The organism is Pseudoalteromonas tetraodonis, from assembly GCF_002310835.1.
Taxonomy (GTDB): Bacteria; Pseudomonadota; Gammaproteobacteria; order Enterobacterales; family Alteromonadaceae; genus Pseudoalteromonas; species Pseudoalteromonas tetraodonis.
Genome location: NZ_CP011041.1, coordinates 2,455,072 through 2,476,491, shown reverse-complemented (window position 1 = coordinate 2,476,491; position 21,420 = coordinate 2,455,072). Strand labels below are relative to the sequence as shown.

The 21,420-nt window shown below is 41.7% G+C and carries 23 protein-coding genes; all 23 read left to right on the top strand.

All coding sequences use genetic code 11. From position 1 onward, the window contains the following. Positions 1-43: 43 nt before the first annotated feature. The 23 genes from PTET_RS11590 to PTET_RS11480 all read left to right on the top strand — a co-directional run bounded on the left by PTET_RS11590 (position 44) and on the right by PTET_RS11480 (position 21,414). A complete protein-coding gene (locus PTET_RS11590) occupies positions 44-1,852 on the top strand; it encodes a flagellar hook-length control protein FliK (protein ID WP_096038655.1) in 1,809 nt (602 codons plus the stop codon). Between the two features lie 57 nt (positions 1,853-1,909). Beyond that, positions 1,910-2,437 (top strand): flagellar basal body-associated protein FliL, encoded by a 528-nt coding sequence (fliL, locus tag PTET_RS11585; RefSeq protein WP_013465555.1) that lies wholly within the window; start codon positions 1,910-1,912, stop codon positions 2,435-2,437. A 9-nt stretch (positions 2,438-2,446) separates the two neighbouring features. After that, complete coding sequence (gene fliM, locus PTET_RS11580; RefSeq protein WP_010387912.1) at positions 2,447-3,538, top strand: flagellar motor switch protein FliM; 1,092 nt, start codon at positions 2,447-2,449, stop codon at positions 3,536-3,538. A 20-nt stretch (positions 3,539-3,558) separates the two neighbouring features. After that, positions 3,559-3,957, top strand: a complete 399-nt coding sequence (gene fliN / locus PTET_RS11575) for a flagellar motor switch protein FliN (RefSeq protein WP_013465554.1) — start codon at positions 3,559-3,561, stop codon at positions 3,955-3,957. Next, positions 3,954-4,337 (top strand): flagellar biosynthetic protein FliO, encoded by a 384-nt coding sequence (gene fliO / locus PTET_RS11570; protein ID WP_024602027.1) that lies wholly within the window; start codon positions 3,954-3,956, stop codon positions 4,335-4,337. Before fliN ends, fliO begins: the two co-directional genes overlap by 4 nt. A 4-nt stretch (positions 4,338-4,341) precedes the next feature. Further along, on the top strand, positions 4,342-5,082 hold the full coding sequence (gene fliP, locus PTET_RS11565) for a flagellar type III secretion system pore protein FliP (RefSeq protein ID WP_013465552.1): 741 nt from the start codon (positions 4,342-4,344) through the stop codon (positions 5,080-5,082). Positions 5,083-5,123: 41 nt separating this feature from the next. Next, complete coding sequence (locus PTET_RS11560; RefSeq protein ID WP_010387922.1) at positions 5,124-5,393, top strand: flagellar biosynthetic protein FliQ; 270 nt, start codon at positions 5,124-5,126, stop codon at positions 5,391-5,393. A gap of 2 nt (positions 5,394-5,395) precedes the next feature. Then, positions 5,396-6,175: a flagellar biosynthetic protein FliR gene (gene fliR, locus PTET_RS11555; protein ID WP_024602030.1), complete on the top strand. Its 780-nt coding sequence runs from the start codon at positions 5,396-5,398 to the stop codon at positions 6,173-6,175. Positions 6,176-6,184: 9 nt separating this feature from the next. Further along, a complete protein-coding gene (flhB, locus tag PTET_RS11550) occupies positions 6,185-7,315 on the top strand; it encodes a flagellar biosynthesis protein FlhB (RefSeq protein WP_008112201.1) in 1,131 nt (376 codons plus the stop codon). Positions 7,316-7,386: 71 nt separating this feature from the next. Continuing rightward, positions 7,387-9,495, top strand: a complete 2,109-nt coding sequence (gene flhA, locus PTET_RS11545; protein ID WP_008112204.1) for a flagellar biosynthesis protein FlhA — start codon at positions 7,387-7,389, stop codon at positions 9,493-9,495. Positions 9,496-9,516: 21 nt separating this feature from the next. Beyond that, complete coding sequence (flhF, locus tag PTET_RS11540; protein ID WP_096038654.1) at positions 9,517-11,007, top strand: flagellar biosynthesis protein FlhF; 1,491 nt, start codon at positions 9,517-9,519, stop codon at positions 11,005-11,007. Continuing rightward, entirely contained in the window at positions 11,000-11,860 is an 861-nt protein-coding gene (locus PTET_RS11535; protein WP_010387928.1) for a MinD/ParA family ATP-binding protein, read from the top strand. The genes flhF and PTET_RS11535 overlap by 8 nt, the downstream gene beginning before the upstream one ends. A 26-nt stretch (positions 11,861-11,886) precedes the next feature. Next, a complete protein-coding gene (locus PTET_RS11530; RefSeq protein WP_008112209.1) occupies positions 11,887-12,597 on the top strand; it encodes an RNA polymerase sigma factor FliA in 711 nt (236 codons plus the stop codon). A 40-nt stretch (positions 12,598-12,637) separates the two neighbouring features. After that, positions 12,638-13,021, top strand: a complete 384-nt coding sequence (gene cheY, locus PTET_RS11525; protein WP_008112210.1) for a chemotaxis response regulator CheY — start codon at positions 12,638-12,640, stop codon at positions 13,019-13,021. A gap of 16 nt (positions 13,022-13,037) precedes the next feature. Next, the gene (locus PTET_RS11520) at positions 13,038-13,805 is read left to right on the top strand and encodes a protein phosphatase CheZ (RefSeq protein ID WP_010387932.1); all 768 of its coding nucleotides are present in this window, start codon (positions 13,038-13,040) and stop codon (positions 13,803-13,805) included. 14 nt (positions 13,806-13,819) lie between these two features. After that, positions 13,820-16,036, top strand: a complete 2,217-nt coding sequence (locus tag PTET_RS11515; RefSeq protein WP_096038653.1) for a chemotaxis protein CheA — start codon at positions 13,820-13,822, stop codon at positions 16,034-16,036. 53 nt (positions 16,037-16,089) lie between these two features. Then, positions 16,090-17,241 (top strand): protein-glutamate methylesterase/protein-glutamine glutaminase, encoded by a 1,152-nt coding sequence (locus PTET_RS11510; protein ID WP_010387935.1) that lies wholly within the window; start codon positions 16,090-16,092, stop codon positions 17,239-17,241. After that, complete coding sequence (locus PTET_RS11505; protein WP_024602033.1) at positions 17,234-17,998, top strand: flagellar motor protein; 765 nt, start codon at positions 17,234-17,236, stop codon at positions 17,996-17,998. The genes PTET_RS11510 and PTET_RS11505 overlap by 8 nt, the downstream gene beginning before the upstream one ends. A gap of 5 nt (positions 17,999-18,003) precedes the next feature. Then, entirely contained in the window at positions 18,004-18,966 is a 963-nt protein-coding gene (locus tag PTET_RS11500; RefSeq protein ID WP_096038652.1) for a flagellar motor protein MotB, read from the top strand. A gap of 12 nt (positions 18,967-18,978) precedes the next feature. After that, positions 18,979-19,749, top strand: coding sequence for a ParA family protein (locus PTET_RS11495; protein WP_008112222.1), 771 nt, complete (start codon positions 18,979-18,981; stop codon positions 19,747-19,749). Positions 19,750-19,752: 3 nt separating this feature from the next. Then, positions 19,753-20,475, top strand: coding sequence for a chemotaxis protein CheW (locus PTET_RS11490; protein WP_096038651.1), 723 nt, complete (start codon positions 19,753-19,755; stop codon positions 20,473-20,475). 21 nt (positions 20,476-20,496) lie between these two features. Beyond that, positions 20,497-20,994, top strand: coding sequence for a chemotaxis protein CheW (locus PTET_RS11485; RefSeq protein ID WP_008112225.1), 498 nt, complete (start codon positions 20,497-20,499; stop codon positions 20,992-20,994). Between the two features lie 18 nt (positions 20,995-21,012). Then, positions 21,013-21,414 carry a DUF2802 domain-containing protein gene (locus PTET_RS11480; RefSeq protein ID WP_090494424.1) on the top strand — a complete coding sequence of 134 codons (402 nt, stop codon included), beginning with the start codon at positions 21,013-21,015 and terminating at the stop codon, positions 21,412-21,414. The last annotated feature ends 6 nt before the right edge of the window (positions 21,415-21,420 follow it).

The following is a 21,420-nucleotide window of genomic DNA, read 5'->3' as shown; positions in this document are numbered from 1 at the left end:
TAGGATTGTGCGGTGGGCTGTTGCCGCTTTTATTAGGTGATTTATGGCGATAAATGATATTTCAATGTTAGCGGTATCTGAGCAAGACTCATACTTAGTTAAAAAAGACAGTGATAAAACAAAGCTAGACAGCAGTAATGATGCGGGCTTTTTTGATCAATTAGCCCTTGCTAACCAAGCTTCTGAAACACACAGTACGCAAGCTAAAGCGCCAAACAAACAATCAGCAGATGAACAATCCGATCTAAAAGAGCAAAGTAGCGAAGAAAAGCCTTTGAGCGGTGAAGATATGCTGGCGCAAATTAATGCGGCACAAGTCATCGATACCTCAGTAAAAAATAACCCCCATGGTGGTGCGCAGTTAATAGACAAAGACGCTGTTAAAATAAACGCTAAGCCTGAAGATAAGCTGGCACCTATTATTACTATGCCAAGTGATGCCGTTGTGGATGATGAAATCATTCCACAAACACAAAATGTACAAGGTGCTAATTTAGCAGGAAAAGGCGAAGGTGAGCCGACACTGCTTGACACAAAAGCGCTAGCAGCTGTTAATGCGAGTCAAAAAGGCGATGTTGTTTCAAGTCAATTAGCAACAGATAAGGTGGCCGATAAGCCGACTGATACCACAACCGTAAAATCATCATTAGACTCATCAATTTTGGCGCTGTTATCAAAAGATGATAATGCCATTAAAGCAGATAAATTATTGGCAAATTTAACACCTGCTCAGCAAGGTGAATTAGCCACTGAGCTTAATGCGATGAGCAAGCCAATTAATAAAGATAACCTAGCGGATTTAAAGCAATTACTCAGTAAGTATGTGAGTGAAAGTGAGAAGCCGCAAACACCTCAGCAGACCATTAATGCACAAATAAGTACGTTAACTACCTCAGAAAAACAGGCCTTACTCAATCAGTTGCAGGGTTACGTTAAAAATGAATCTTTATCAACGAAAGAACTTACCTCGCTAAAAGGAGTAATCAGTGATTTAGAGACCGCGATTAACGCGGACAGCTTGTTTAGCGCCAAAGATAAGCCACTATTTTCAAATAATGCTTTGGCGGGAGCAATAGCGCCAAAAGCACAGGCTGGTACTGAATCAGCCAATGTAAAACCTGAGCTAAAATTAGAGAGTTCAAAATCGGTAGCTGATAACCCTGAAGAGCTTGCCAAACAGTTAGACGCATTACAAAAAGAGAGCATGCGCGGCACTAATGCTGAGCAAATGCCACCGCGTGCAGCACAAATTTTCTCTCAGATCATTAATATATTTGACAAACAGTCGCTTAGTAGTCTCGCTAAATACGATACTTTAGGGTACGAACAAGCTATTATTGAAGCGCAAAGCTTGCAAGCAGGACAGTTACAAAGTACAGCACAAGCGAAACAAGTAAGCATTGATCCTGCCACGTTACAGGCTTTAAACATTATTAAAAGTGATGCGGCAAAAATGCTACAAGAGCGGGTTAGCTCAATGTTAAGTATTAATAATAAAGAAGCTGAAATTCGCCTAGATCCGCCAGAAATGGGCAGCATGCAAATTCGTATTAGAAGTGATGCTGAGCAAGCACAAATCAACTTTGTAGTGCAAAACCAGCAAGCCAAAGAAGCGCTGGAGCAGTCGTTACCTAGGCTTAGAGAAATGCTGATGCAGCAAGGTTTAGAACTAGGTGAAAGCAGTATTTCTTACGGTGATTCCTCAGGTGAGCAAGCACAGCAACAAGAAGGTGATGCACAAGGGCAAATGGCTAATAATCGCTCTACAGATGAGACAAATAGTGAGCAACCAGATAAACAAATACAGGGTTCTGGACAACAAACGTCATCATCAATAGATTACTATGCCTAAGTCCTGCTATTATAATAGTTAAAACAAGCAAATACCTTTGCAAATAAAGGAAACACAATGGCTGAAGATACTAATTTAGAAATAGAAGAAGTAAGTAAAAGTAAAAGCAAACTCATAATAATTATTGCCGCTGTATTACTTATTGTTGGCGCTGTGGCAGGGTACTTTTTATTATCAGGTGGTGATGAGCCAGTAGAAACCCTTGCAGATGATGCTGCCAATGGTGAGGTAGCTGCTGCGCCAACAAGTTCTTCGGCAACGGTTGGCAGTGCTTTATATGTTGCGATGCCTAGACCATTTATTTTTAATGTGCCAGGGGCTAGTCGCGATAGAATTGTACAGATTAAAGTGCAATTATTAGTGCGCGGCGATGGTAATGAAGAAACGGCTAAAAAACACATTCCACTGATTGAAGGCACACTCCTGAGTGTATTTTCCATGACAACGGCTGATGAACTTAGCACCAGTGTAGGCAAAGAAACACTGCGTTTTACTGCACTTGATAAAGTACAGGCCGCTATGATGGATGTTGAAGGGAATAAAGTAATTGAGCGGGTACTATTTACCGGCTTTGTGATGCAATAAGGGGCCAGTGTGAGCGATTTATTATCCCAAGACGAAATTGATGCGCTATTACATGGTGTCGATGAAGTCGAAGAGGAAGATATACACGACGGTGAAGATGGTGAGGGAAGTACACTACAGTACGACTTTTCTTCGCAAGATCGCATCGTGCGTGGTCGCATGCCGACACTTGAAATTGTTAACGAGCGATTTGCCCGTCACATGCGAATCAGCTTATTTAACATGATGCGCCGCACCGCTGAGGTGTCAATTAACGGCGTGCAAATGATCAAGTTTGGTGAGTACATACATACCTTGTTTGTACCAACGAGTTTGAATATGGTGCGTTTTCGCCCACTAAAAGGCACCGGCCTTATTACCATGGAAGCACGCTTAGTATTTATACTGGTAGACAACTTCTTTGGTGGCGATGGCCGTTATCATGCCAAAATTGAAGGACGTGAATTTACCCCAACAGAACGCCGAATCGTGCAAATGCTGCTGAAAATAATCTTTGAAGATTACAAAGAAGCATGGGCACCGGTGATGGATGTGTCGTTCGAGTACCTCGATTCTGAGGTAAACCCTGCGATGGCTAATATTGTTAGCCCAACCGAAGTAGTGGTTATCAGCTCTTTTCATATTGAGCTGGATGGTGGCGGGGGAGACTTTCATATTGCGCTACCTTATTCAATGCTCGAACCTATCAGAGAGCTATTGGATGCGGGTGTTCAGTCTGATACTGAAGATACCGATTTACGTTGGAGTAAGGCGCTTCGTGACGAAATAATGGACGTAGAAGTCGATTTATCGACCCAGCTACTTGAAGTTGATTTAAGCTTAAAACAAATAATGGAGCTCAAAGCTGGGGATATAATTCCAGTTGAAATGCCTGAGCATATTACCGTATTTGTGGAAGAACTCCCTACATTTAGAGCTAAAATGGGTCGTTCACGCGATAACGTTGCGCTACAAATTAGTGAAAAAATTAAACGCCCTGATTCAGTTAAATCTGAGCTGCATGTCTTTACCAAAGGCGGCAAAAAAATTGATTCAGATGCAGAATTAGCAGAACTAGAAGATGATTTACACCTTTCAAACGGTGTAGACTTAGACTGGTAATTGATTAAAAGGTTAAAAGTATGAGCGATGATCAAGATACAATGGACGAATGGGCAGCAGCACTTGCTGAAGCTGAAGGCACTGACGATAGTCCTGAGGTCAAAGTAACCGAGCTTGATGAGCTTGATGATTCAAAGCATGAACTCAGCGGTGAAGAAAAACGTAAACTCGATACTATTTTAGATATTCCCGTTACTATTTCTATGGAAGTAGGGCGTTCTAAAATTAATATTCGTAATTTATTACAACTTAACCAAGGTTCGGTCGTTGAGCTTGACAGGGTTGCCGGCGAACCGCTCGATGTTTTAGTTAATGGTACTTTGATTGCGCATGGCGAAGTGGTTGTGGTGAACGATAAGTTCGGTATTCGTTTAACGGATGTAATTAGCCAGGTTGAACGGATCAAAAAGTTACGATGATAGCACTAGCCAGTTTAAGCAATTCGGTGTTTGCAGCAACAGATGCTGCAACACCGACCACAGATATCGTATCCATGGTGTTATCTTTGGGTATGGTTGTGGTGTTAATTTTAGTGTTGGCTTTTTTTGTAAAAAAGCTCAATCCAAATTTAACCAATAACGATGAGTTTAAAGTGATCCGCAGTCTTCCGTTGGGATCACGTGAGCGCTTAATGGTGGTTGAAATAGATAATGCACAGCACCTATTAGGGGTTACTCCACACAGTATTAATTATCTACACAAGTTAGAAACCCCCCTAACAGAAAAAGAGTTACCAGAATTAGCGAAGCGGTTTGGCAAAATGTTGAATCCGCAACTTAATCAAAATAAAAAGAACTAATATTATGACTAAATGGCTGCTTTTCCTATTTGCCATGGTGTTTGTCCCAGGGGTCAATGCCGAGGGGATTGACGCGCTGACGATCACTACTAATGCCGATGGCACCCAAGACTACTCAGTGACGCTACAAGTGTTGGCGATCATGACGGCTATGAGCTTTATTCCAGCCGCCATTATCATGATGACCTCTTTCACTCGAATTATTGTTGTTTTAGCTATTTTGCGCCAAGCCATTGGTTTGCAGCAAACGCCTTCGAACCAAGTATTACTAGGTATGTCGCTGTTTTTAAGTATTTTTATTATGGCGCCAATTTATGAGCAAATAAATGAGCGAGCTATCGAACCGTATTTAAGTGAACAAGTAACGTCACTTGAAGCACTTGATTTAGCCAAAGAGCCAATGAAAGCGTTTATGCTCTCACAGGTACGTATAAAAGATTTAGAAACCTTTGCTAAAATAGCAGGTTACGATCAGCTTGACTCGCCTGAAGCAACGCCAATGGTTGTGCTTATTCCTGCGTTTGTGACCAGTGAGTTACAAACCGCTTTTATTATTGGTTTTATGTTTTTTATTCCCTTTTTGATTGTCGATTTGGTGGTTGCATCGGTATTGATGGCCATGGGTATGATGATGCTATCGCCCATGATTGTGTCGCTACCGTTTAAAATTATGTTGTTTGTATTGGTTGATGGGTGGAGCTTGGTGATGGGTACACTCGCTAAAAGCTTTGGCTTGGGCACGTAGTTGTGCACTCTTCATTGAACCAACCACACTAGGAGTCGTCCATGGAACCTGAAGTATTTGTTGATATTTTAAGTGGAGCCCTATTTTTAGTGATTAAGCTGGTGTCTGCCATTGTGGTACCTGGCTTAATTATTGGGTTGGTTGTGGCTGTGTTTCAGGCAGCAACCTCAATTAACGAACAAACACTGAGTTTTTTACCGCGTTTATTAATCACCATCAGTGCCCTGATTGTGGGAGGACATTGGTTTACTCAAGAGCTAATGGACTTTTTTAATCGCTTAGTGCTGCTTATCCCCGAAATTGCAGGTTAACAATGGAATTTCCATTTTCCGTTGTCATTCAATGGTTAAGTGATTTTTTACTGCCCTTAGTGCGCATCAGCTCTATGATCATGATCATGGCGGGTATTGGCGCAAAAAACGTACCTGCTCGAATAAAAATGGGCTTGGCTGTAGTGGTCACCTTCTTAGTTGTTCCTGTTCTTCCTGCTGCTACATTTACTAATCTATTTTCTTTTGAAATGATTTTAGTGGTACTCCAACAAATGTTGATTGGTGTCGCAATTGGTTTTGCGTCCACACTATTACTCAATACGTTTGTGTTAGCCGGTCAAATTCTTGCTATGCAAACCGGTTTAGGTTTTGCATCTGTTGTTGACCCCTCTAATGGGATGAGTGTGCCTGCAGTGGGGCAATTTTATCTAATATTAGCTACCTTATTATTTTTTGTGTTTAATGGTCATTTAATGATGATTCAAATGGTGGTGCACAGTTTTGAAGTACTCCCGATTGATGGCAATTGGTGGGCGGTTGATCATTACTGGGACATAGTGACATGGGGTGGTTGGATGTTTACCACTGCATTAGTGCTGTCATTAGCACCATTAACCGCCATGCTGGTTATTAATATGGCATTTGGTATTATGACCCGTGCTGCACCGCAGTTAAATATTTTCTCGATAGGCTTCCCGTTTACCTTAGTGGCAGGGCTCGTTATTATTTGGGCAACGCTCGGTAACTTTGTCACTCAGTTTGAGTTCCAATGGCTAAAAATGGTTGAGCTGATGTGTACTCTAATTGGTTGTTCCCCTTAGGAGAGCGTAATGGCTGAAGATTCCGGACAAGAAAAAACCGAAGAACCCACCCCAAAAAAAGTTGATGATGCTAAAAAGAAAGGCCAAATAGCGCGTTCTAAAGAGTTAGGTACCATGTTTGTGCTTATTTTTTCTGCTATTTCCTTATTAATGTATGGGCCTGAAATTGGCAAAGGCTTGTACCGCATTATGGGAAGAATGCTGAGTCTTAACCGCAATGAAACCTACGACACCACCAAAATGTTTGCCGTATGGGGAGAGGTGGCCGACGTACTGTTATTTCCTATGTCGATGTTTGTACTCATTATTGTATTGGCTGCATTTATCGGTAATACCATGCTTGGCGGCTTTAATTTTAGTTGGCAAGCAGCTGCGCCCAAAGCCAGTAAAATGTCGCCAATGAAAGGCTTTACCCGCATGTTTGGTCCACAAGCGGCTATAGAATTGCTTAAGTCATTATTAAAGTTTGGCTTGGTGGCCGCATTTGCTATTTTTTTAATTAATACGTTTTTTGATGAAATCTTACATTTAAGTATAGAAAGTGCGCCTGGCAATATTGTTCATGCTTTGGAAATTTTAGCGTGGATGTTTTTAGCCATGTCTTGCACCTTAATTATTATTGCTGCTATTGACGCCCCATTTCAAAGCTATAGTCATAACAAACAGCTTAAAATGACTATGCAAGAGGTAAAAGACGAATATAAAAACTCAGAAGGTGATCCGCAGATTAAAGCGCGCATAAGGCAAACCCAACGTCAAATGTCGCAAAAGAGAATGATGCAGGATGTGCCAGACGCCGATGTTATTGTTACCAACCCTACTCACTATTCCGTAGCTTTAAAATACGATACAGAGCGAGCAGGCGCGCCTATTGTATTAGCCAAAGGTGTGGATGAGCTCGCCATGCAAATTCGTAAAATTGCATTGGGTAATGAAGTGCCTATTGTTGAGTCTCCAACTTTAACCCGAGCGCTTTATCATACTGCAGAAGTGGGTGAGCAAATCCCCGATCAGCTATTTACTGCGGTTGCTCAAGTGCTTGCTTATGTGTTTCAGCTTAAACGGTTTAAAAAAGGCCGTGGAAAACGCCCTGTTGCCCTTAATAAAAAGCTGCCTATCCCCGATGAATTTAAGTATTAACTGCTAACCAACTAACTTGGAATAGTTATTGCAATTTCAGCGTAGTGTCAATTTTTTGAAATTGTAGAGTTATGGAATTTAAAGCGGTATTACAACAACTTAATAAAGATAAAAAAGAATATGCGAAGGGCGTTGGTACACCGCTTTTGGTGTTGGCTGCGCTGGGTATGGTTATTTTACCACTGCCTCCATTCCTGCTTGATATATTATTTTCGTTTAATATCGCGCTTGCGTTAGTTGTATTACTGGTCACTGTATACACCATGAAACCGCTTGAGTTTGGTATGTTCCCAGCCGTGCTGTTAATTGCAACCATAATGCGCTTAGCACTCAATGTGGCCAGTACCCGGGTGGTACTGCTTGAGGGTCATAACGGTGGGGATGCTGCTGGTAAAGTCATTGAAGCATTTGGTTCAGTGGTAATCGGTGGTAACTACGCCGTGGGCTTGGTGGTGTTTTTAATTCTGATCATCATTAACTTTGTGGTAATCACCAAAGGTGCTGGTCGTATTTCAGAAGTATCAGCGCGTTTTACTCTAGATGCTATGCCAGGTAAGCAAATGGCCATAGATGCAGATATGAATGCCGGTTTTATCAGTGCCGAGCAAGCCAGAGAACGTCGTGAGGAAGTAACTCGTGAAGCTGACTTTTATGGTTCTATGGATGGTGCTAGTAAATTTGTAAAAGGCGATGCTATTGCTGGCATAGTCATTTTAGTGATCAATATTGTGGGTGGCTTATTTGTTGGCATGATCCAACATGATTTAAGTTTTTCACGCGCTATGGAAGTGTACACACTATTGACCATTGGTGATGGCTTAGTCGCGCAATTACCTTCATTACTACTTTCAATTGGTACTGCAATTGTTGTAACCCGTCAAAATGAATCGCACAACATGGGCGATCAGTTTAAGAAGCAATTAGGTAACGAAAAGTCGTTATTTATTGCCTCAGGTATCCTTATTACTATGGGCTTAGTCCCAGGTATGCCACACCTTGCATTTTTAAGCTTAGGGGCGCTTTTAGGTTACCTTGCATACTATACTCAGCAAAATAAACTGAAATTAGCCGCTGCAGAAGCAGAAGAAGCCGAAAATGCGGCCTCAGGTACCGGAATTGCGGCTAAACAAGAGCAAAAAGAACTGGGTTGGGATGATGTTCAACAAGTTGATGTTATTGGTCTAGAAGTCGGTTACCGACTCATTCCTCTCGTTGACCAATCACAAGGTGGCGAGCTGTTAAACCGTATTAAAGGAGTGCGTAAAAAACTATCTCAAGAGCTGGGCTTTTTAGTGCCGCCGGTGCATATACGCGATAATCTAGAACTCGACCCAAATGCATACCGCATAACCATGATGGGTGTATCAAGTGGTGAGGGTGAGCTTAAACATGGTGATGAATTAGCGATTAACCCAGGCCAAGTATTTGGCCCGCTAAAAGGAATTGAAACTAAAGATCCTGCGTTTGGTTTAGATGCGGTTTGGATAAAACCCGATCAAAAAGATGAAGCACAGTCTTTAGGTTACACGGTGGTTGATTCGGCGACCGTGGTGGCAACCCATATTAGCCAGTTACTCACCAATAGCGCCGCATTATTACTCGGACATGAAGAAGTACAGAACTTATTAGATATGTTAGGTAAGAGTCACCCTCGCTTAGTTGAAGGACTTGTACCTGAGGTATTACCGCTGACCACCATCGTTAAAGTACTACAAAATTTATTAAACGAAGGGGTGGCAATACGAGATATGCGTTCAATTGTTCAAACCCTTGTTGAGTATGGCCCTCGTAGCCAAGACCCAGATGTATTAACGGCTGCAGTGCGAATATCACTGCGTAGATTAATCGTCCAAGATGCCGTTGGTATGTCTTCTGAAATCCCTGTCATAACCTTGGCGCCTGAGTTGGAACAGATGTTGCATCAGTCACTTCAAAATGCAGGTGATGAAGGTGCCGGAATAGAACCAGGGCTTGCTGATAGACTTCAAACATCATTGAATGAAGCGCATCAAAATCAAGAAATGGCCGGTGAACCTTCAATATTGCTAACGTCAGGAATGTTACGCACTGTGTTATCTCGATTTGTTAAATACACCATTCCAGGATTGCGAGTGATGTCTTATCAAGAGATACCAGATGAAAGACAGATCAAGATTGTCAGCTCTGTAGGCCAACAATAAGATTTTAAAGGGGTTTGAATTATGAAAATTAAACGTTTTTTTGCTAAAGACATGCGCACTGCACTAAAAGAAGTAAAAGAAGAGTTGGGTGTTGATGCGGTTATTATGTCAAATAAAAAACTAGCTAATGGCGTTGAAATTGTTGCTGCAGTTGATTACGACAAAGCAGCGACAAAAGCGCCAGAGCAGCCTCAAAGCCAACCTGCTGCAAGAGCTTCATTTGCACATACTGAGCAAAGTTCACATAATTTTGTTAAACCAGAACCGCAACGCGCTCAACCTAAGCCACAGGCAAAGGTTGCAGATAGCTTACAAGCTTTACTAGAGCGTCAGTCTCCACGTCCTCGTTCAGCAGAGCTTGCTTCAATGTTTTCACACTCTGGCATTGACACTTCTGGTCACTATCAAGAACAAGAGCCTGTGCAATCACGACCTAAAAATATGTTTGAACGTGAACAAAGCGCGCCAGTGCGCCCTCGCACCCAAGCCGATAGCTTAGGTTTCGACGACTTAGACAGTGGCTTTGACGATTTAGATTCACCTAGCGCACCGCGTCAGCAAACAATGCATAAAGAATCCAGTGACATCAGCACAATGCGTGAAGAAATGAACGCAATTCGTCAACTATTAGAGCACCAAGTATCAGGTTTAATGCAGCAAGATATGGCACGTCGCGACCCGACCCGTGCATGTATGATTGACCGCTTAGTCGGTATGGGGATAGAAAAAAATGTTGCTGAGCAAATGGCATGTTTTGTACCAGACGATGTGTCTCGCCAACAAGGCTGGAAAGCTTTATTGAACATGGTTGAAGATCAAATGCAAACCACGAACAACGAAATACTTCGCCAAGGCGGTGTTTTTGCGTTAGTCGGACCTACTGGCGTGGGTAAAACCACCACAGTTGCAAAACTGGCAGCATTGGGTGCACAAAAATACGGTGCCGATAAAGTAGCGCTTATTACTACCGATACCTACCGTATTGGTGCTTATGAGCAGCTAGCAACGTATGGTCGTATTATAGGTTGTGGCGTTAAACAAGTTAAAGATGCAAATGAATTAGCAGAAGTTTTATACCATTTACGAAATAAACGTCTAGTCTTAATTGATACAGCAGGAATGAGTCAACGTGATTTACGCTTAACCGAGCAGTTAAACACCTTGATGCGTAATCAGCGTGTTGATATACGTAGTTATTTAGTATTAAGTGCGACGGCGCAAATTAATGTATTACAAGAAACAGTAAGGCACTTTAAAAAAGTACAGCTAAGCGGATGTATTTTTACTAAACTTGATGAGTCATTGAGTTTAGGTGAGATTATTAGTATTGCGATTCAAAATCGTCTCCCAATAGGGTATCTTACTAACGGTCAGCGAGTACCAGAAGATATTAGAGTGGCAAATGCCGAAAAACTAGTAAAAAAAGCTGAGCAATTGTATTTAAAAAGAATAAAAGCACAACAATCACGACACCAATCAGTGGCGTCGAGCACAGTAGAGATGTATGATTAACACAGTTTTAGATCAAGCAAGCGGCCTTCGCAAAATGAGCAAGAATAATAATAACGGCGTAAAAGTTATCGCTGTCACCGGCGGCAAAGGTGGAGTGGGTAAAACGAACGTATCCCTTAACACGGCAATCGCGTTAGGCCAACAAGGCAAACGTGTGCTTGTACTAGATGCTGATTTAGGATTAGCGAATTGTGATGTGATGCTTGGACTGCGCGTTGAGCGTAATTTATCTCATGTTTTATCGGGCGAATGTGAACTTGATGATATTTTAGTCGAAGGTCCCGCAGGCATAAAAATAGTGCCTGCAACATCGGGTTCGCAAAGTATGGTTGAGTTATCACCCTCAGAGCACGCTGGACTTATTCGTGCATTTAGTGAACTTAACACCGACTTTGATATTTTAATTGTTGATACCGCTGCGGGTATTTCCGATATGGTGCTGAGTTTTTCTCGCGCAGCGCAAGATGTGGTTGTGGTGGTATGTGATGAGCCTACATCAATTACCGATGCTTATGCTTTAATTAAAGTACTTAGCCGTGAGCACGGCGTTTATAAATTTAAAATTGTTGCCAATATGGTGCGTAGTTTACGCGAAGGGCAGGAATTGTTTGCAAAACTTTCAAAGGTTACCGACCGATTTTTAGATATATCAATGGAGTTGGTTGCAACGGTTCCATATGATGAAAATATGCGCAAATCAACGCGCCGCCAAAAAGTAATTGTTGAGGTTTTTCCTGGGTCGCCTGCTGCAATTGCTTTTAAAACACTGGCTACAAAAATTGCTAAGTGGCCAACACCTAGTCAAGCCTCGGGTCATTTAGAGTTTTTCATTGAGAAACTAGTTAGTAACTAACAATGACAATACCGGTGAATAGAGCTATGGGATATCAGTCAACACAAAATTTAAATATGATTGTTGAAAAGCATGCCTCATTAGTCAAAAAAGTGGCGTGCCATTTAATTGCTCGTTTACCGGCCAGTGTGCAGCTAGATGATTTAATTCAATCGGGTATGATTGGTTTAATTGAAGCTTCAAAAAACTTTGATGCAAGCAAAGGCGCAAGCTTTGAAACCTTTGCCGGTATTCGTATTCGTGGTGCGATGATAGACGAAATGCGCCGAGGCGATTGGGTTCCACGTTCAGTTCACAGAAAAAGCCGTTTGGTTGCAGAAACTATTGTTGCGCTTGAGAACAGTTTAAACCGTGAACCTAAAGATAGTGAAGTTGCTGAAAAACTTGAAATTTCGCTAAATGAGTACCATCATATTTTAAACGATGTAAATGTAAGCAAAGTGTTAGGTATTGAAGACCTTGGTATAGATGACGATGTGATTACACCTCATGGCCAAGATTTAGCACTAGACAAACCGTTCAATAATGTTAAAAATGAACGGTTTAATGAGTCTTTACTCAGTGCAATAAAGTCGTTACCGGAAAAAGATGCAATGGTGCTTTCTTTGTACTATAACGATGAGATGAATTTAAAAGAAATTGGGCATATACTCGATGTAAGTGAATCGCGTGTAAGTCAGATACATGGTCAGGCGATGATTAAGCTTAAAGCAAAAATCAATGACTGGATAAACTAGAAGTAAGTAAATAAAGGTTCAGGCCTCACTGGAGGATGTTTTGGATAAAAACATTAAAATTCTTGTTGTTGATGATTTCTCAACAATGAGACGTATTATTAAAAACCTGTTGCGCGATTTAGGTTTTACCAATGTTCAAGAAGCAGATGACGGGTCAACTGCTTTGCCTATGTTGCAAAATCAAGCGTTTGATTTTGTTGTAACAGATTGGAATATGCCAGGCATGCAAGGTATTGATCTTTTAAGGGCAATTCGAGCTGATGAAAAATTAAAGCATATTCCTGTTTTAATGGTTACAGCAGAAGCTAAAAAAGAACAAATAATTGCTGCGGCCCAAGCAGGTGTTAATGGTTATATTGTTAAACCATTCACTGCAGGTACATTGAAAACTAAATTAGAAAAAGTGTTCGAACGCTTAGGTTAATGAGAGGGAGAGGCTTATGTCAGCACCTGCTGCGCCTCAGATTACTTTAGAACAAGCTCGCCAGTTAGTTGTTTTTTTAGAAAATGGTGAGCAAGATAAAGCGAATCAGTTAATTTTAGAAACAGCTTCACAAGAGCAATCACAGTTATTTGCTGAGGTGGGTAAGTTGACGCGTCAACTGCACGAAGCTTTAAAAAGTTTCGAGTTAGACACGCGTTTAACAGACATTACCACTGATGCCATCCCTGACGCAAAAAAACGCCTTAACTATGTCATGGAAATGACAGAAAACGCAGCCAATAAGACAATGGATGCGGTTGAAGCAAGCTTACCATTAGCACAAGAAATCGCTGACGAAATAGCTGATATCAAGCCAACGTGGGATCGTTTAATGAACCGCGAAATAGAGCTTGGTGAGTTTAAATCACTTTGCCATAGTATTGATAAGTTTATGAGCAGTTCTCATCACAAAACCGATGAGTTACAAATGCTGATGACTAATGTGCTGATGGCTCAAGACTATCAAGATTTAACCGGTCAGGTTATTCGCCGTGTTATTGAACTTGTCCGTGAAGTTGAAGAAAGTTTAATTCACCTGTTAACTGCATTTGCAGCGCAAGGTGGTGAGGTTGAACCAACTGAACAACCAGAAAAAATAGAAGATCCCATTGTTGCACAAACACTAGCAGGTCCCGAAGGGCCTATTATTGATAAAGAAACGCGTAATGATGTTGTATCTGATCAAGATGAAGTTGATGATCTATTATCAAGTTTGGGCTTCTAATAGGAGAGTACTGCATGAGCTTTGAAGTCGATGAAGATATTTTACAAGACTTTTTAGTAGAGGCCGGAGAAATCCTTGAGCTTTTATCTGAACAGTTAGTAGAACTGGAAAACAACCCAGATGATACTGAGCTACTAAACGCAATATTTCGCGGTTTCCACACTGTAAAGGGTGGCGCTGGCTTTTTGGCTATGACAGAGCTTGTTGATGCATGTCATGGTGCTGAAAATGTGTTTGATTTACTGCGCCAAGGTGTAAGAACAGTTAACTCTGAATTAATGGATGTGATTTTACAAGCACTGGACACCATTAATGAAATGTTTGCCACGATTAAAAATCGTGACCAGCCAGAGCCTGCTGATCCAGAATTACTTGCAGTACTTCACAAACTTGGGCAGCCACCGACAGCAGAAGAGCTTGCCGGCGATTCTGTGGTTGAAGATATAGCTCCTGTGGAAACTCCATCGGTAGAGCCTGAACCAGTTGCAGAGCAACCGAGCAACGATGCTGAAGAAGACCCGTTTGCTTTTGATGAATTATTTAGCGGCCCAGATAGCAGCAGTACTGAGTCTCAGATTGATGAAATAACCGAAGACGAATTCGAAAGCCTACTTGATGAACTTCATGGAAAAGGGCAAGCCCCACAAGAAAAACAATCATCATCAAGTGGCAATGATGTCAGTGGTGATATAACTGACGATGAATTTGACAGCTTATTGGATGAACTTCATGGTGTAGGCAGCTTTGGCGAAGTGAGCCAAGCAACCGCAAGTACACCACAACAAACACCATCAGCTCCTGTGGCTCCACCAAGTAACGAGCAAAGCTCGGGCGATGATGAAATAAGTGACGACGAGTTTGAAGCCTTACTTGATGAACTTCATGGTAAAGGTGCACCTAAGTCGATAGAAACACCGGCTCCTGTAAGTAAACCTGAACCAGTGGCAGCTAAAAAGCCAGAACCAGTTGCTGCAGCTAAGCCACAGCCTAAACCAGAGCCAGCTAAGCCGGCTCCTGCGGCACAAGCAGCTAAAGCTGCGCCGCCCAAAAAAGCAGCGCCTCCACCGGCAGAAACAACTGTACGTGTTGATACCAAACGCCTAGACCAAATAATGAACATGGTGGGCGAGTTAGTACTTGTGCGAAATCGCTTAGTAAGTTTGGCGACTAACTCTGATAGCGAGGCTATGGGTAAAGCTATTTCCAACTTAGATGTTGTGACTGCTGATATCCAAGGTGCAGTAATGCAAACACGAATGCAGCCGATTAAAAAAGTATTTGGCCGTTTTCCTCGTGTTGTACGTGACTTAGCACGAACACTTAAAAAAGATATTAATTTATTACTTGTCGGTGAAGACACCGATTTAGATAAAAATTTAGTGGAAGCATTGGCCGATCCATTGGTGCATTTGGTTCGCAACTCGGTCGACCATGGTATTGAAATGCCCGATATTCGTGAAGCAGCGGGTAAACCTAGAACAGGTACGGTGACTTTATCAGCTTCGCAACAGGGTGATCATATTCTACTTACCATCCAAGATGATGGTGCCGGTATGGATGCTGAAAAGCTTAAAAAGATTGCGATTAGTAAAGGGGTGCTTGATCACGACCAAGCGAGTCGTCTTTCTGATACTGAAGCTTATAACCTTATTTTTGCACCTGGGTTTTCAACCAAAGAAGAAATCTCAGATATTTCTGGCCGTGGTGTTGGTATGGATGTGGTTAAAACAAAAATCACTCAGCTCAATGGCTCGGTTAACATAAAATCAGAAATGGGCGTAGGGACTACTTTAGAAATCAAAGTTCCACTAACACTTGCGATATTGCCTACCTTAATGGTGGTGGTGGGAGAGCAAACCTTTGCCTTGCCGCTAGCGGGTGTAAGTGAAATATTCCACTTAGATTTAACAAAAACTAATGTGGTTGATGGCCAGCTAACGATTATTGTTCGTAAAAAGTCGATTCCATTATTCTACCTTGAACATTGGCTTATAAAAGGCGCTGATAGAGGTCAGCGAAAAGCACAAGGGCATGTCGTTATTGTGCAAATAGGGACTCAAAAAGTAGGGTTCGTTGTTGATTCACTAATAGGTCAAGAAGAAGTGGTGATCAAGCCTCTAGATGCATTATTGCAAGGTACGCCGGGTATGGCGGGTGCGACTATTACCTCTGATGGTGGAATTGCACTGATATTAGATGTACCGAGTATGCTAAAGCATTACGCTGGATAATAAAAAGTAGGTATAAACTTTATGCCTACCCATTCATTGAATAAGAGAGCGAAATGGCTGTTAAAGTTTTAGTAGTTGATGATTCAAGCTTTTTTCGCCGCAGAGTGAGTGAAATTCTTGAACAAGACAGCGGCATTGAGGTAATAGGCTTTGCTGTAAATGGCCGAGAGGCCGTCGAAAAAACAGCTCAGTTACGTCCTGATGTTATCACCATGGATGTTGAAATGCCGGTGCTGGATGGTATTAGTGCTGTGAAAGAGATCATGGCGAGTAATCCAACACCTATTTTAATGTTTTCATCGTTAACACGAGCAGGGGCATCTGCCACTTTGGATGCGCTTGATGCTGGGGCGATGGACTTTTTACCTAAAAAGTTTGAAGATATTGCTCGCAATAACGATGATGCAATTAAGTTATTGCAAAATAAGGTTAAGGAAATAGGCCGCCAGCGTATTGGAAGAATTACGAGAACGGCCCCATCTCCAAGTATTAGTAAACCAGCGTCAAACAGCTCTGAGCGCTTTTCTAACCTTGCTAAAAAGCCGATAGTTCAACCTGATCGTAGCTTTAATAATGCGAGTCCTGCATCTACTAGCAGCAGTGCCTCAGCGCGTGCCAGTGGTAAGCAGTATCAGTTAGTTGCTATTGGTACATCCACAGGTGGGCCGGTTGCACTGCAAACTATTTTGACGCAATTACCTGCTAATTTTCCACACCCTATTTTACTCATACAGCATATGCCTGCTGCATTTACCCCGGCTTTTGCTACTCGCTTAGATGGCTTGTGTAAGATTAAGGTAAAAGAAGCGCAGCAAGGCGATAGATTACAACCTGGGTGCGCTTATTTAGCGCCAGGTGGCCAGCAAATGATGGTAGAAGGACGTGGCTCTAATAGAACCCTTCGTGTGTTTGAAGATAAAAATGAACGAGTAAACTATAAACCAAGTGTTGATATTACCTTTGCCAGTGCGGCCAAAGCGTATCAAGGTGATGTGCTTGCCATTATTTTGACAGGCATGGGTGCAGATGGTCGTGATGGTGCTCGCATGCTTAAGCAAACTGGCGCTACAATTTGGGCTCAGGATGAAAAAAGCTGTGTTGTCTATGGTATGCCTCAGGCGATAGCCAGTGCAGGTTTAGCGAGCGAAAGCATTAGCCTTCATGATGTGGCTGCACGTTTAAAAAGAGAGGCTGGCTGTGGATAAGCTTTCTGTTTTAGGATTACTGGTTGCATTAGGTGCTATTGCAATCGGTTATTCTTTAGAGGGAGGTGTGGTATCTGCGCTGTTTAATGGGCCTGCACTAATTATTGTATTAGGCGGTACATTAGGTGCGGTGATGCTACAAACATCAGCCAATACATTTAAAAAAATGCTTGGTATTACTCATTGGGTTTTTGTTACCGACGACCATGATATTGAAGATGCTATTGAGCAAGTAAAACGCTGGTCGCATAAAGCCCGTCAAGAAGGGTATTTAGCATTAGAAAGCGAAGCACTTGCGCATTCAGATCCCTATGCCGCCAAAGGACTGAGCTTATTAGTTGATGGCTGTTCAGAGCAAAAACTACGCGATACCCTCGAGATTGACTTATTACTTGAGCGAGAACGATTACTTGATGCTAGCCGGGTATATGAAGCAATGGGTGGGTATAGCCCAACTATTGGTATTTTAGGTGCGGTACTTGGGCTTATTCAAGCCATGTCATTTATTAACGATCCTGAGCAGTTAGGAACGGGTATTGCCACCGCGTTCATTGCAACTATATATGGTGTTGGTTTGGCTAATTTATTATTTTTACCTATGGCCAATAAGCTAAAGCAACGGGTTGAGCAAAAGATGCTTTATCACGAAATGTTAGCGGAAGGTGTAATTGCTATTAGCCAAGGTGAGAGCCCTATTAATATTGAACTAAAGCTTGAAGCCTACCGCGTTGAACGTCCAATTTTACAGGCCCATTAGCGCCTATGTTACGCCGTCGCTTACGTCATCACCAATTAAAGAGCCAACATACTGAGCGCTGGTTAGTTTCTTATGCGGATTATATGACCATAATGTTTGCATTTTTTGTTGTATTGTATGCAATTGCGATAAACAAAGAAGACAACATCAAGGTTTTATCTGATTCTCTTGAGCATGTTTTTGATAAGTCTGCAAAACAATATTCTCAGCAGGGTAACGGGGTAAATGGTGATGCTTTATTGCTTGAAAGGGTGACCCCTGAGGCTGAAATTCTCTATGGCGAAAGTATTCAAGAGCTAGAGCAAGACCCAATGTTACTCGATGGTCAAAGTGACAATAGCAATATTAGTCAACGCCACTTAGGTAAGCCGCTGGATAGTTTATTGGCTAAATTACAATCGTCGCTAATTGATGAGATACGCAGTGGCGAGGCTAGCTTAGAACTAAGCCAAGACTGGTTGGTTATTGAGCTCAATTCCGGATTGTTGTTTGCCAGTGGTAGTGCTGTTGCACATAACAAGGCCAAAGAGATTGTAAAAAAAATTGAAGCAATCATCGCATCAGTCGATAACTATATAAGAGTACGCGGGTATACAGATAACGAAACCATACGAAATGAAATATTTCGTTCTAATTGGGAGTTATCAGTGGCGCGTGCAACCTCAATATTAGTTGAGCTAGAGCGTTTGGGCATTGAATCCGCGCGCATGGCCATTGAGGGATATGGTCAATACTCGCCCTTTGCCGATAATGATACCGAAGCTGGGCGTGCTGAAAACCGTAAAGTCGTGATTGCACTTTCTAAATATGGTTTAGCACCCGAGCCCTCTGATGAACAAACGAAATCATCAATTTCAGTATCAGAGCAAAGTCAGCCAGAAATTGAGCTACCTGCCCAAGACGATACAATAAAAATAATCCGTTTACCGCATGGTGGCATCCGTGTTACAACGCGCAACGAACAGTAATTAGGATGTAATGTGAAAGTTTGGACAGTAGCCAATCAAAAAGGGGGAGTAGGCAAAACCACTACAGCGGTTAGCCTTGCAGGGATCCTTGCGCTTCAAGGCAAGCGCGTGTTATTGATTGATACAGATCCTCATGCTTCACTAACCTATTACTTTGGTATTGATTCAGAAGATTTAGAGGTCAGTGTTTACGATATTTTTACTCGCGGCTCGAGTATGAAAAGCGAAGAAATATTGCAAGCATTATGCCCCTCAACAATTGAAAACCTTGATATTTTACCCGCAACTATGGCGATCGCGACACTTGACCGTAGCATGGGTAATAAAACGGGAATGGGCCTGATTTTAAAAAAAACACTGGCTAAAATTAGCGAGTATTACGATTACGCAATTTTAGATTGTCCACCTGTTTTAGGTGTGCTGATGGTCAATGCGCTTGCCGCCTGTGAAAGAGTGTTAGTGCCGGTGCAAACTGAGTTCTTGGCGCTTAAAGGGCTCGATAGAATGATGCGTACTATGGAATTAATGCAAACCTCTCAAGCGAAAAGCTATGAATATACTATAATTCCAACTATGTATGATAAACGAACCAAAGCATCGCTTGAGGCCTATAAAACACTACAAGAAACGTATAAAGAAAAAGTATGGCCAGGCGTTATTCCTGTGGATACTAAATTTAGAGATGCAAGTTTAGCGCAAAAAGTACCGGTAGATTTTTGCCCAAATGCGCGTGGAGTCTATGCTTATAAAGCATTACTTAAATATTTAATAAAACAAGGTTAATAAATGAGTAAGCAATTATTTGCTAATGAAAAAGTAGTCACTCAGTACTTAGGGGCGTTATTATCTGATGACGAACCAACAAAAGACCTTGAGCCTGTTGCTAAACTGCTTGAGCAGGTAACGTATGAAGAGCAAAAAGAACAACCAGTAATAGTTGAGCCTGTTGTTGAAGTTGAAAAGCTTAATAAGCAAGTATCGAATGTAGAAATTGACACTCTCCAAGAGCAACACGTCGTGCCTGAGCAAGAGGTGGCTGTAGGTGGTGAAGCTGACTACTTTGATGGTGAGTTTCAAGCGCTGTTTTTTGAAGTGGCAGGGCTTACTTTAGCGGTGCCGCTAAAAGCCTTAGGTGGCATTCATGAGCTTGGAGAAGTAAATCATTTATTTGGCAAGCCTAAGTGGTTTAAAGGGGTTATGATCAACCGAGAAGAAAAACTCAATGTTGTTGATACCGCTCGCTGGGTTATGCCTGAAAAGTACGATGAGCAGTTAGAGGCATCTTTAAATTATCAATATCTCATCACTTTAGGTGATAGCCAATGGGGTTTATTAGCAGAAAAACTAATAAATAACATTACATTGAGTAAAGAAGATGTAAAATGGCGTACAAATAACAGTAAGCGCCCATGGCTTGCTGGAGTAATTAAAGAAAAAATGTGTGCTTTAATAGATGTTAATAATTTAAACGCACTATTAGAGAAAGGCTTAGATAGCCGTCACAAGTAATGACCATTACGAGGTAAGAGCATGAGTGAAGATAAATTACTGTCAGCTAAGAAAAATGCAGATAATAATGATGAGATTTTGCAGTGGGTTACGTTCAAGCTAGAAGATGAAACTTATGGCGTAAATGTAATGCAAGTGCAAGAAATACTGCGTTACACCGAGATTGCTCCTGTACCAGGTGCGCCTTCGTATGTGATTGGTATTATTAACTTACGTGGTAATGTTGTTACCGTTATTGATACTCGCTCTCGTTTTGGTTTACCTGATATTGAAGCGACGGATAATTCACGTATTTTAATTATTGAAGCAGAAGAGCAAGTGATTGGCATTTTAGCCGATAGCGTTTCTGAGGTTGTTTACCTACGTAGCTCTGAAATTGACAGTGCGCCAAATGTAGGTACAGAGGAAAGTGCTAAATTTATTCAAGGTGTATGTAACCGCGACAATGAGTTACTTATTCTGGTTGATTTAAATAAACTACTTAGTGATGACGAATGGGATGAGTTAAGCGATATATAAGCTTCTCTACATAAAACTATGTTATTACTTGGTATTGCTATTGCGGGTTTAGTTTTTGGACTATTCTCGCTGATTTTAATTGTGATGTTCAAAAAGCGCTATGCGAGTGAGCTTGGCGCGCAATTACAACAGTTTAAAGATTCATCAGAGCAGATTAATATTTTACGTAGCGAAGTGTCTGAGTTGCGAACCGGTTTACTGAGTATTGGTAAGCGTGTGCTTGAGGTAGAACAACAAAACCAAGAGCTGATACAGCAACAAGCAGCTCAAAAATACGATGACCCCGATGCTAAAATATACTCTCGTGCGGTAAAAATGGTTGAGTTAGGTGCTGATTTAGATGAGGTTATTCGCGAATGTGAATTACCCCGCGCCGAGGCTGAACTGTTGTTTTCATTACACAAACAAAAAGGCGCTTAGCGCCTT